This window comes from Stenotrophomonas sp. LST15-1-1.1 (genome assembly GCF_040815575.1).
GTDB lineage: Bacteria > Pseudomonadota > Gammaproteobacteria > Xanthomonadales > Xanthomonadaceae > Stenotrophomonas > Stenotrophomonas lactitubi_B.
On the sequence record NZ_JBFPNJ010000003.1, the window covers coordinates 1 to 11,575 of the forward strand.

6 protein-coding genes are annotated in these 11,575 nt (G+C 67.9%); 3 read left to right on the forward strand and 3 right to left on the reverse strand.

Annotated features, from left to right (window positions below; translation table 11 throughout):
• Positions 1 to 184: 184 nt before the first annotated feature.
• Positions 185 to 733: a Dps family protein gene (locus MRBLST15_RS07085; protein WP_025879374.1), complete on the reverse strand. Its 549-nt coding sequence runs from the start codon at positions 731 to 733 to the stop codon at positions 185 to 187.
• Between the two features lie 86 nt (positions 734 to 819).
• Here MRBLST15_RS07085 and hrpA point away from each other — a divergent pair, with 86 nt between their 5' ends.
• Positions 820 to 4,905 carry an ATP-dependent RNA helicase HrpA gene (hrpA, locus tag MRBLST15_RS07090; RefSeq protein WP_367785567.1) on the forward strand — a complete coding sequence of 1,362 codons (4,086 nt, stop codon included), beginning with the start codon at positions 820 to 822 and terminating at the stop codon, positions 4,903 to 4,905.
• A 108-nt stretch (positions 4,906 to 5,013) separates the two neighbouring features.
• Here hrpA and MRBLST15_RS07095 read toward each other — a convergent pair whose 3' ends face one another.
• A complete protein-coding gene (locus tag MRBLST15_RS07095; RefSeq protein ID WP_265954485.1) occupies positions 5,014 to 5,550 on the reverse strand; it encodes a hypothetical protein in 537 nt (178 codons plus the stop codon).
• Positions 5,551 to 5,680: 130 nt separating this feature from the next.
• Between MRBLST15_RS07095 and MRBLST15_RS07100 the strand changes: the two genes are divergently transcribed.
• On the forward strand, positions 5,681 to 7,837 hold the full coding sequence (locus tag MRBLST15_RS07100; RefSeq protein ID WP_265954483.1) for a bifunctional (p)ppGpp synthetase/guanosine-3',5'-bis(diphosphate) 3'-pyrophosphohydrolase: 2,157 nt from the start codon (positions 5,681 to 5,683) through the stop codon (positions 7,835 to 7,837).
• 30 nt (positions 7,838 to 7,867) lie between these two features.
• Positions 7,868 to 9,433, forward strand: a complete 1,566-nt coding sequence (locus MRBLST15_RS07105; protein ID WP_367785568.1) for a hypothetical protein — start codon at positions 7,868 to 7,870, stop codon at positions 9,431 to 9,433.
• On the opposite strand, the gene MRBLST15_RS07110 is transcribed toward MRBLST15_RS07105, so the two are convergent.
• A complete protein-coding gene (locus tag MRBLST15_RS07110) occupies positions 9,430 to 11,529 on the reverse strand; it encodes a glycosyltransferase (RefSeq protein WP_367785569.1) in 2,100 nt (699 codons plus the stop codon). The genes MRBLST15_RS07105 and MRBLST15_RS07110 overlap by 4 nt on opposite strands.
• Positions 11,530 to 11,575 lie beyond the last annotated feature (46 nt).

The following is an 11,575-nucleotide window of genomic DNA, read 5'->3' on the forward strand; positions in this document are numbered from 1 at the left end:
GGTCCGGTTGCGGGGGCGTGAGCGCCATGGATGGCGCGACCGAGCCTACAGGGACGTATTCACGGCGTCCCCCGCAACCGGACCCACCCCGCCAACCCCCAGGAAACCAGCTCTTGCTTCGGCAGTTGCCGTTGCCTGGGCCTCTGCGGGTGCAGGGCGCAGCCCTGCCGAGAACTCCCAACCCTTACTGGAGCAGGGAGCGCAGCATCCACGCGTACTTCTCGTGGGTCTGCAGGCGCTGGGTCATCAGATCCTCGGTCGGGGCGTCGTCAGCGTCGTCGGCCACATCCAGCACTTCACGTGCCGTACGGCATACCGCTTCGTTGGCGACCACCAACTGGCGTACCATTTCACGCCAGTCCGCACTGTCGGTCAGGCCAGGCTCCTCGACGATCGAGGTCAGCGCAGCAAATTCCCGGTAGGAGCCCGGGGCATTGAAGCCCAGTGCGCGGATGCGCTCGGCCACATCGTCCAGTGCCGCCCACTGCTCGGTGTACTGCGTCTCGAACATGGTGTGCAGCGAGTTGAACATCGACCCGGTGACATTCCAATGGAAGTTGTGGGTCTTCAGATAAAGCGTGAACGCATCGGCCTGGAACCGCGCCAGACCGTCGGCGATCTTCTTGCGGTCGCCCTGGGTGATCCCGATATCGATGTTGGGGGCCGACGGCGCGGAAGCCGCAAGCTTCTGCTTGCCGGTCTTGGGCTTGGTCGTGCTCTTGGTCTTCGCCATGGGGTTCCTCCTTGTGGAATCGTTGGCCTTCACAATAAATCAGTCTTGATGACTGGTCGCATTCAAAGTTTTAAACGAACCGATTGATGAACGCTATCGACAAAATGCCGCAGTCCCGCCAGCGCCAACAGCGTGCCGCCATCGACGGCGCCATGAGCCGCGACCGTGGACGATTGCTGGGAATGCTCTCGCGTTGCCAGGCCAAGCCACAGGATGCGGCGCTGGCCGCCAGCTTCGAGCAGGCCTTGCAGGTATCGGTGCAGCGCCGGCAGGCGCGGGCGCAACAACAGCCGGCCATTACTCTGGACCCTCAGCTGCCGATTGCGCGTGAAGCCGAGACCATCACCCAGTTGATCCGCGACCATCAGGTGGTGGTGATCGCCGGTGAAACCGGCTCGGGCAAGACCACGCAGCTGCCGAAACTGTGCCTGGCCGCCGGCCGTGGCCAGGCGGGCATGATCGGCTGCACGCAGCCGCGCCGGATCGCTGCACGTGCGGTGGCCAGCCGTGTCGCGCAGGAGCTGCACAGCGAACTGGGCCAGCTGGTGGGCTACCAGGTGCGCTTCAATGACAAGGTCGGCGAAGACACCCGCATCAAGTTCATGACCGACGGCATCCTGCTGGCGGAGATCGCCAGCGACCGCTGGCTGTCGAACTACGACACGATCATCGTCGACGAAGCGCACGAACGCAGCCTCAACATCGACTTCCTGCTCGGCTATCTCAAGCAGCTGCTGCGCAAACGCCCGGACCTGAAGCTGATCGTCACGTCGGCGACCATCGACACCGAGCGTTTCGCCCAGCATTTCGACAACGCGCCGGTGATCAGCGTCGAAGGCCGTACCTATCCGGTGGAGGTGCGCTATCGCGCGCTGGAAGGCGAGGGCGAAGAGCAGGGCGAGCGCACCGTCAACGATGCCATTGTCTCGGCCATCGATGAAATCACCCGCTTGGATTCGCGCGGTGATGTGCTGATCTTCCTGCCGGGCGAGCGCGAGATCCGCGATGCGCACCAGTCGCTGGAACGGCGCAAGTACCGCAATACCGAAGTGCTGCCGCTGTACGCGCGGCTGTCCAACCAGGACCAGGACCGCGTGTTCAACCCGGGTCCGAACCGACGCATCGTGCTGGCCACCAACGTGGCCGAGACCTCGCTGACGGTGCCGCGCATCCGCTATGTGGTCGACCCTGGTTTCGCTCGCGTCAAGCGTTACAGCCCACGCAACAAGCTTGACCGCCTCCATATCGAGCCGATCTCGCAGGCCAGCGCCAACCAGCGCAAGGGCCGCTGTGGCCGTGTGGCTGAAGGTATCTGTTACCGCCTGTATGCCGAGGCCGATTTCCAGGCACGACCGGAGTTCACTGATCCGGAAATCCGTCGTTCCAGCCTGGCCGGGGTGATCCTGCGTATGCTGCAGCTCGGCCTGGGCCGCATCGAGGACTTCCCGTTCCTGGAGGCGCCCGACGAGCGCGCCGTGGCCGACGGCTGGCAGCATCTGACCGAGCTGGGGGCGATCGACAGCGAGCGCCATCTGACCGCGATCGGCAAGCAGATGGCACGCCTGCCGGTGGACGTGAAGCTGGCACGCATGCTGGTTGCCGCACAGGCCGCCGGCTGCCTGCGGCCGATGCTGGTGATCGCCTCGTTCCTGGGCATCCAGGATCCGCGCGAACGCCCGCCGGAAGCGCGTGGTGCGGCCGACAGCGCGCATGCGCAGTTTGCTGACGGCCGCTCTGAATTTGTCGGTGTGCTGCGCCTGTGGGATGCCTACCGGCAGGCCCACGAAGACCTGACCCAGTCCAAGCTGCGCGACTGGTGCGGCCGTCATTTCCTCGGCTTCCTGCGCATGCGCGAGTGGCGCGAGCTGCACCGGCAGCTGCGCCTGCTGTGCGAGGAACTGGGCTGGAAGGAAGAGGCCAACGAGGCATCGATGGCGCCGTTGCTGGCCGGCAGCAGCGCACCACCGACGGCCCGCGATGACGCCACCGCAGTGAAGGCGACCCGTGGCCAGCTGCACCGTGCCGCGCGCCTGGCCCGCGAGGGCAAGGCCGAAGCAACGCCGGCACCGGTTGCTGCACGCGCACAGAAAGATCAGGCTCCGGAGGGCGGCGGCTACAGCGAGCGCGCGCGCGCCAATGCCTACCAGACCCTGCATCGGGCGCTGGTGGCGGGCCTGCCCACGCAGATCGGCCATCGCAGCGAAAAAGGCGATTTCCAGGCGCCGCGCCAACGCCGTTTCCTGCCGTTCCCGGGCTCGACGCTGTCCAAGCGGCCGCCACCGTGGCTACTGGCCGCCAACCTGCTGGATACGCAGAAGGTGTGGGGCATGACCCTGGCGGCAATCGAGCCGGACTGGGTGATCGCCGAGCTGCCGCATCTGCTGCTGCGCAAGCACTTCGATCCGCACTGGTCGCGTGCACAGGGCCAGGTGCTGGCCTCCGAGCAGATCAGCCTGTTCGGGCTGGTGCTGGCACCGAAGAAACCGGTGCATTACGGCCGCATCAATGCCGGCGAGGCGCACGACATTTTCGTGCGCCAGGCACTGGTGACCGGTGAAATAAACACCCGTGCCAGCTTCGTGGCCGACAACCAGAAGGTGCTGGAGCAGGCGCGCGAGGAAGAAGCCAAGCTGCGCCGCGCTGGCATCGTCGCAGACGAAGACTGGCAGGCACGCTGGTACCTGGACCGGGTGCCGCCGCAGATCCACTCCGCGTCCGGGCTGGATGCGTGGTGGAAGGCGTTGCCGCCGGAACAGCGCAAGGGCCTGCACTGGTCGCTGGTGGATCTGCTGCCGGGCGAAGGCAGCGAGCAGGAGCGCTACCCGAAGTACCTGGCCCTGGGCCAGGCGCGGCTGCCGCTGCACTACCGTTTCGAGCCGGGCGCCGAGGATGACGGTGTGACCCTGGACGTTCCGCTGCATCTGCTCAATGCACTGGATGCAGTGCAGTTGGGATGGCTCGCGCCCGGTTTCGTTGCCGACAAGGCGGCGGCGCTGATCCGCAGCCTGCCCAAGGCCATGCGGCGCAACTACGTGCCGGCGCCGGATTTCGCGCGTGCGTTCTACGAGGCTTTCCCGCAGCCCAGCGCCGACGCGATCACCGGTGAACTGGCGCGCTTCCTGTCACGGGCAACCGGGGCAAGTGTGGCTGCGATCGATTTCGAGCCCGGTTCAATCGAGCCGCACCTGCACATGAACCTGCGCCTGCGCGACGAGCAGGGCAAGGTGCTGGCGACGTCGCGCGACCTGGATGCGCTGCGTGCGAAGTTCGGCGGCCGTGCCGGCGATGCATTCGCCGCACGTGCGGGGCGCGAGATGGCGGCCGATGGCCTGCGCACCTTCCCGGCCACACCGATTCCGCTGCAGGTACCGGGTGAAGCCGGCGTGCCGGCCTATCCCGCGCTGAAGGATGAAGGGGAGAGCGCCGCACTGCGTATCTACGCCGATCGCCAACAGGCCGAGGAATTGCACCCGCTCGGCGTGCGCCGGCTGCTGGAGATCGGCCTGGGCGAGAAGATCAAGCAGGCACGCAAGCAGTTGCCGGTCGCGCCGAAAACCGGACTGTTGTACGCCTCGATCGAAACCCAGGAACGCCTGCGTGGCGATCTGGTCGATGCGGCGCTGAATGCCGTGCTGGCTGATGGTCTGGGCGATATCCGCGATGTGGCGGCGTTCGAGCAGCGTCGTGAACATGCGGCAAAAATGCTGTTCGGCGAAGCCATGCAGCGGTTGAAGCTGGCCGAGTCGATCCTTGCCCTGGTGGCCGAGTTGAAGCCGATGCTGGAGGCACCGTTGATGGGCTGGGCGCGCGGCAATCTGGATGACATGGAAGCGCAGCTGGTTGGACTGATCCATCCGGGCTTCCTGCGCGACACGCCGGCCGATGCCCTGGCGCAGTACCCGCGCTACCTGAAAGCGATGATCCTGCGCACCGAACGTGCCAAGCGCGATCCGCCGCGTGACCAGGCGCGCATGCTGGAACTGCATCCGTTCCTGGAGGCGTTGCAGGTGGGCGAGCAGCAGGGCCTGCGCGAACGACCGCAATGGCAGGCATTGCGCTGGGACCTGGAAGAACTGAGGGTGTCGTTGTTCGCGCAGGAACTGGGCGCACGCACCGGCGTTTCGGCGAAGAAACTGGCGCAGCGGGTGACCGCACTGCGCCAGGCCTCGTAACCCCTGGCCCTGACCCCGCCGGGTGCTCGCCGGTGGGGTCAAGCGCCATGCCATCCACGCATGGCGTGGATGTACGGTGGGTCTCGGCGGTAGCGGCCGATGGCGCCGTTACTTGGTGCGGCGGACCTTGGGCTGGGTGTTCACGCCTTCAACCTTCAGGTACCACACGCCCATCACCCCGGGGCTGATGCTGACCTTCGGTGATTGCTTGCGCACGCCGGAAACCGAGGTGGTATCGGTCTGTTCCCACTGCTGCCCATTGTCCAGCACATAGATCCGGCCCTTGCCGAAACCGCGGAATTCGCCCTGCAGCACGCCGCTGATCGGCTCGTTGCTGCCGAAGTCGAAGAAGCCGCGGTTCTTCACGATCACTTCCTGACGGCCTTCTTCGCGCGCTTCTTCGCGGACCGCAGCGACCGCCTCGGTGGTGGCGGCTTCAACCTTGCCCTGCAGCCAGCGGTTCAGCGTCGCCAGCTCGGCGGCATTGAGCTTGTCCAGGCCGGCGGCCTTGAATTCGGCTGCTGACATCTGCTGTTGCAGGTCACCCTGCACCACGCGCTGGGCCAGCGCGGGCGTCGACAGGGACAGCAGCACGGCGGCACAGGCCAGCAGGCGAGGGCGGAATGGCAGGGTGATCGAAGGCATGGCGGAACTCTCCAGTGGATGCCGGCGAGTGTAGCGGCATGTCCACATTCCCGGCGATGGCGGCCGCGGCGATTGTTCCTGAACGGCTGCGGCGCTAGTGTAGAGGCCTCTGTCTTGCCTGCTCGATGCTGTGAACCGCGCTTCCGTCCCCGGCCTGGATGCCTTGTTGAACCGTCCCTCGGCAGCCGTGCTGCCTGCTCCGCTGCGCCAGGCCCTGCGCGGGCATTGGGAAGCGCCGGACTGCGACCCGCAGATGCGTGCCAGCTGGTCGGTGCTGGGCGATACCCTGGACGCGCTGGCGATGCTGTCGGCAGACGAGGGCGCCGTGGTGGCGGCCCTGCTGTTCGATCTGCCGGGCCTGCGCGTCCACCTCGACGCGTTGCCGCTGGGCAGCCACAAGGCGGCAGTGATCGGCCTGCTCGACGGCCAGGACGCGGCCGATCCAGTGTGGGCCCTGCACGCCGGTCGCGAGGCGGGCCGCAACAGCGAAGGCCTGCGCCGGTTGCTGCTGGCCATCATCCGCGACCTGCGGGTGGTGCCGATCCTGCTGGCCCGGCAGCTGGCGCGCATGCGCGCGGCCGACAAGCTCGATGAGGAGCAGCGCCGCGCGCTGGCCCAGTTGACCCGCGACATCCATGCGCCGCTGGCCAACCGGCTGGGCATCTGGCAGTTGAAATGGGAACTGGAAGACCTGGCGTTCCGCCACCTGGAACCGGAAACCTACCGCCGTATCGCGCGCGAGGTCGACGAAACGCGCATCGCCCGCGAGCGCTATGTCGAGAACGTGAAGAAGGTGCTGTCGCGCGAACTGGGCGTGCAGGGCATCCACGCCGAGGTCAGTGGCCGGCCCAAGCACATCTACAGCATCTGGCGAAAGATGCAGAAAAAGCGCCTGGCCTTCGACCAGCTGTATGACATCCGTGCGGTACGGGTGATGGTCGACGATGTGGCCGCCTGCTACGCCGCGCTCGGCGTGGTGCATGCGCTGTGGGCGCCGGTGCCGAGCGAGTTCGACGATTACATCGCCCGGCCCAAGGCCAACGATTACCGCTCGCTGCACACGGCGGTGGTCGGCCCGGAAGGGCGCACCATCGAAGTGCAGATCCGCACCCACGACATGCACGCGCAGGCCGAGCTGGGCGTGGCCGCGCACTGGAAGTACAAGGAAGGCGGCAAGGGCGCGGAGAAGTCATTCGATCGCAAGATCACCTGGATGCGCCAGCTGCTGGAGCAGGCACAGGACGGGCAGGGCAATGAACTGGCCGGCGCGCTCGATGCCGAGCTGACCGAGGACCGGGTCTACGCGCTGACCCCGAAGGATGAGGTGCTGGACCTGCCGCAGGGCGCAACGCCGCTGGATTTTGCCTACCAGGTGCACACCATGGTCGGGCACCGCTGCCGCGGGGCCAAGGTCAATGGGCGCATCGTGCCGCTGACCTACCGCCTGCGCAGCGGTGACCGGGTCGAGATCCTGACCGGCAAGGAGGCCGACCCGCGCCGCGACTGGCTGATGCCGGCCAACGGCTTCCTGGCCAGCAACCGCTCGCGCGAGAAGGTGCGCAGCTGGTTCCACAAGCTGGACCGGGCGCGCAACGTGCAGGCAGGGCGCGAGCTGCTGGAGCGCGAACTGAAGCGGCTGGGCCTGCAGCATTCGGACCTGTCCGCGGCGGCGAAGAAGTTCCATGCCGACAGTGTCGACGACCTCTACATCCAGGTCGCCCTCGGCGATACCGGCCCCAACCAGGTCAGCCGTTCGCTGCTGGAAGCCGAGCGTGCGGCCAGCCAGCCGGTCGCATCGCCGTCCCTGCCGCGGCCGACCGCGCGCCGCGAGAACCTGGGCAAGTCCAAGTTCACCGTGCAGGGCGTGGGCAATCTGCTGGTACAGCTGGCGCGTTGCTGCCAGCCGGTGGCGGGCGAACCGATTGTCGGCTACCTGACCCGTAGCCGCGGTGTCACGGTGCATCGTGCAGACTGCGTTGCACTGGCGCGGCTGGCCGCATCGAGCCCGCAGCGGATCCTGCCGGTGGAATGGGGCCAGGCCGGCGGCGGCTACGAAGTGGACGTGGTGGTCGAGGCGGTCGACCGCCGCTGGCTGCTGAAGGACATCACCAACCTGATCGCACAGGAAGACGCCTACGTGCTGGACATCCACAGCGACAACGTCCGCAACAGTGGCCGCGCGCATCTGCGCCTGCGGCTGAAGGTCAGCGACTACGGCCAGTTGTCGAACCTGCTGGGCAAGCTCGATGCGCTGCCCGGCGTCAGCGAGGCGCGTCGTCTGGGCTGAGCTTCACGCTGCCCCGGCTACCCTGCACGCATGGAACGCGAGCCCCCGCATCGCTCACACGGCGCCGCACATCCGGCGCTCGATCGCGTTCGCCGTGAAAGCCGCTGGTGGTGGCTGCAGGCGCGTCATGCGCGACGGGTGTGGCGTTGGGCAGTGCTGGCGGCTGCAGCGGTGTTCGTGCTGCTGGTGCTGGTGCGCAAGCCGCTGGCCGACTGGTTCTGGGATGAGCCACAGATAGAACAACTGCTGGCCGAAGGCGATCGCGCGCTGGCGGAAGGGCGCCTGACTGCGGCCGACGGCAGCGGCGCGCGCGAGCGTTACCAGGCGGTGCTGGCGTTGGACGGCGACCGCCCGCAGGCGCGGCAGGGCCTGGCCCGCACCGGCGCGGCGGCGTTGCAGCAATCGCGTGAGCGGCTGCAGGCGGGCGACCTGGACGGCTGCGCGCAGGCGCTGGCGTTGGCGCGTGAGCTGCAGGTGCCCCGCGCCGAAGCGGATGCGCTGGCCCAGCAGCTGCAGGCGCGTCGTCGTGCCGGCGCTGGCATCGGCGCGCTGCTTGCGCAGGCCCGCAATGCTTTCGCCGCCGGGCGGCTGGACGACGGCGACAGCAGCGCGTTGCCGTTGTTCCAGCGTGTGCTGACACTGCAGCCGGACAACCTGCCTGCACTGGAAGGGCGCGAGGACGCGTTGAGCGATCTGCTGCAGCAGGCGCGAGCACAGGCGGCACGCGGCGAACTGGCCACGGCGGCCGCGATCCTGCAGCGTGCACACCAGTTCGATGCAGGTCATTCCGATCTTCCAGCCAGCCAGGAAGCGCTGGCCCAGGCCATCGACCAGCGGCTGCAGCAGGGTCAGCGTGCGCTCAAACGGCAGCAGCTCGAGACGGCTGGCGACAGTTTCCAGGCCGTGCTCGCGGTCACCGCCGATGATCCCGCTGCATTGCGGGGGCGCGAGCAGACCGTGCAGGCGTTGCTGGCACGCAGCCAGAAGCGGGCCGACGACTTCCAGTTCGAGGCGGCCGACAAGGACGCTGCGCTCGCGGCGGGGCTGGGCGCCTCGCAGGCGGCACAGCAGCAGCTGGCACAGCGCCTGCAGCGTGCGCGGCAGGCGCGCCAGTCATTGCAGCAACCGGGCATCAGCACGGCCCAGCGTGAGCGCCAGCTGCGCGATCGGTTGCGCCAGATCGATCGCGCCGAGCGCGCCGGGCAGTGGATCAGTCCCCCCGGTCACAGCGCCTTCGATGCGCTACGCGAAGCGCAGGCACTGGCGCCGCGCGACAGCCGGGTCAAGGCGGCGGCAGCGCGCCTGCTGCCCGCCAGCAGGTCCTGCTTCGATGACAACCTGCGACAGAACCGGGTGCAGGCCGCAGGTGCGTGCCTGCAGGCCTGGCAGACCCTGGCGCCGACGGCTGCAGGATTGCCCGATGCGCGTGCCCGTCTGGCGCAGCGCTGGCTGGCGATCGGCAGCGAGCGGCTGGGTCGCGGTGATGTGGAATTCGCCGCCTCGGCCGTGGAGCAGGTGCGGCGGCTGCAGCCGGATCTGGCCGAACTTCCCGCGTTCGAGGACCGCCTGCGGCACGCTGGCGGCCACATCGACTAGTCGAAGAACACCCGCTGCACGGTCGCCGACGCGGCATCCAGCGAGAAATGCTCGGCCACGTTGGCCAGGCCAGCGGCGGCCAGTTGCTGCCACAGCACGGGGTCCTGGTACAGGCGGACCACCGCATCGGCAAAGCCGGCTGCATCATCGGCCACCAGCACATCGTGGCCGGCGCGCAGGTGCATGCCTTCGACCGCGCAGGTAGTGCCGACCACGGGCTGGCCATGGGCCATGCTCAGATTGATCTTGCCCTTCACGCCGGCGCCGAAACGCAGCGGCGCGATGGCGATCCGGGCGCCGTCCATGTACGGCACGATGTCTTCGACGAAGCCATGCATCACCACGCCCGGCTGGGTAGCAGCCAGTGCAAGCAGCGTGTCCGGTGCGCCGGCACCGATGCAATGCAGGCGCACCTGCGGCAGCGCATCGCGGATGCGCGGGAACACGTCGCCGATGAACCACTCCATCGCATCCAGGTTCGGCGGGTGGCGGAAGCCGCCGACGAACACCAGGTCGTGGCGCTGCGCGAACGGTGCGCCCGTGCCGGCGACTTCATGCAGGTTGGAGATCAGCTCCACCCGGACTTGGGGGGCATCGGCCTGCAGCTGTTCGCGCTCGGCGGCGCTGACCAGCACGGTGATGTCGCACTGGTCCATCACTGCCAGTTCGCTGGCGCGGGTGCGCTCGGCGTTGCGCAGCAGGCCGGCATCGCCCGCCACTTCCGCGCCACGGCGCTCGCGCAGGTAGTGCAGGTCGACGGTGTCGAACACGGTGCGCGCCTGCGGCGCGTAGCGCTCAAGCAGCGGCAGGCATTCGTTGGCGACGTGGTGGCGCACCATCATCACCACGTTGAAGCGGGTGCCATGGCTGCGCAGCCAGCCTGCAACACCGTCCAGGAAGGGCGTGTACCAGACTTCCACGCCCATCCGCTGCAGGGCTTCGGTCGCCACGCCGCCGTGTTCGCGCCGGGTGGGCACGAACACCACGTGGGCGCCGCCCTGCAGCAGCAGGCGGATCAGGTTGACCTGCCGCAGCGAGCCGGAGTCGCGTTCCGGGCGCGGCACTTCCTCATCCAGGATCAGCACCTGGCGCCGGCCGCGCAGCAGCAGCGCAGGCGAGGGCACTTCACCAACCTTGGGATGAGAGGCCAGTTCAGCGGCCCATGTGGCTGCGAAAACACCTTGGTTGCGTACCTGGTACGCCTTCACGCCGCTGCCGGTATCGGTGCCGTTGCTGGTGCCTTCATCGTGGATCACCCGGCTGGCCGGCTGCACCAGCACCCGCAGCCCCTGCGCACGCACACGGAACGCCAGGTCGGTGTCTTCGTAGTAGGCCGGCTTGTAGCGGGTGTCGAAGCCGCCCAGCTGCTGCCACAGTGCACGGGGCAGCATCAGTGCGGCGCCGGAGCAGTAGTCGACGTCGCGCAGGCTGGCGAAGCGGGGATCATCGGCCGCTTCGAAACGGCCGTAACTCCAGCCACTGCCATCGGCGAAGATCACCCCGCCCGATTCCTGCAGGCGGCCGTCGGGGTACAGCAGCTGGCTGCCGACCAGGCCGGCATCGGTGACGGTCGCAAAGGTGTCCAGCAATGCCTCCAGCCAGCCCGGCTGCGGCACCGTATCGTTGTTGAGCAGCACCACGTAGCGGCCACGCGTGCGCGATACGCCGTCGTTGCAGGCCTCGATGAAGCCACCGTTGCGCTCGCGCACTTCGTAACGCAGGCCGCTGATCTGCGGCATCCACTGCACCGTTGCGTCGCTGCTGCCGTCGTCCACCACGAGGATCTCGCAGGCCACCGACGGCGGGTGCGCGGCCAGGGCGCGCAGGCAGGCCAGGGTATGGTCGACGTGGTTGTAGACCGGAATGACGATGCTTACTTCCGGCGTATCGCTGGTGGGCACCGCGAAGGGAGCGAACGGCTGTGCCGGTGGCAGGTACAACGGTTTGCGCGGTGCTGGAACGGCGCGCTGGGTGTGCACACGGATCCGCTGCCAGGTGGCCCGCCAGCCGCGGGTACGCAGGCTGGCCAGGCTGCGGCGGGCCAGACCGGTCAGGCGATTGATCAGGTAGCGGATTTCGGCCAGGGACATCGCCATCCGGTTGCAACTCCAGCTTAAGCAGGGGGGTCGGGAGAATTCGCCT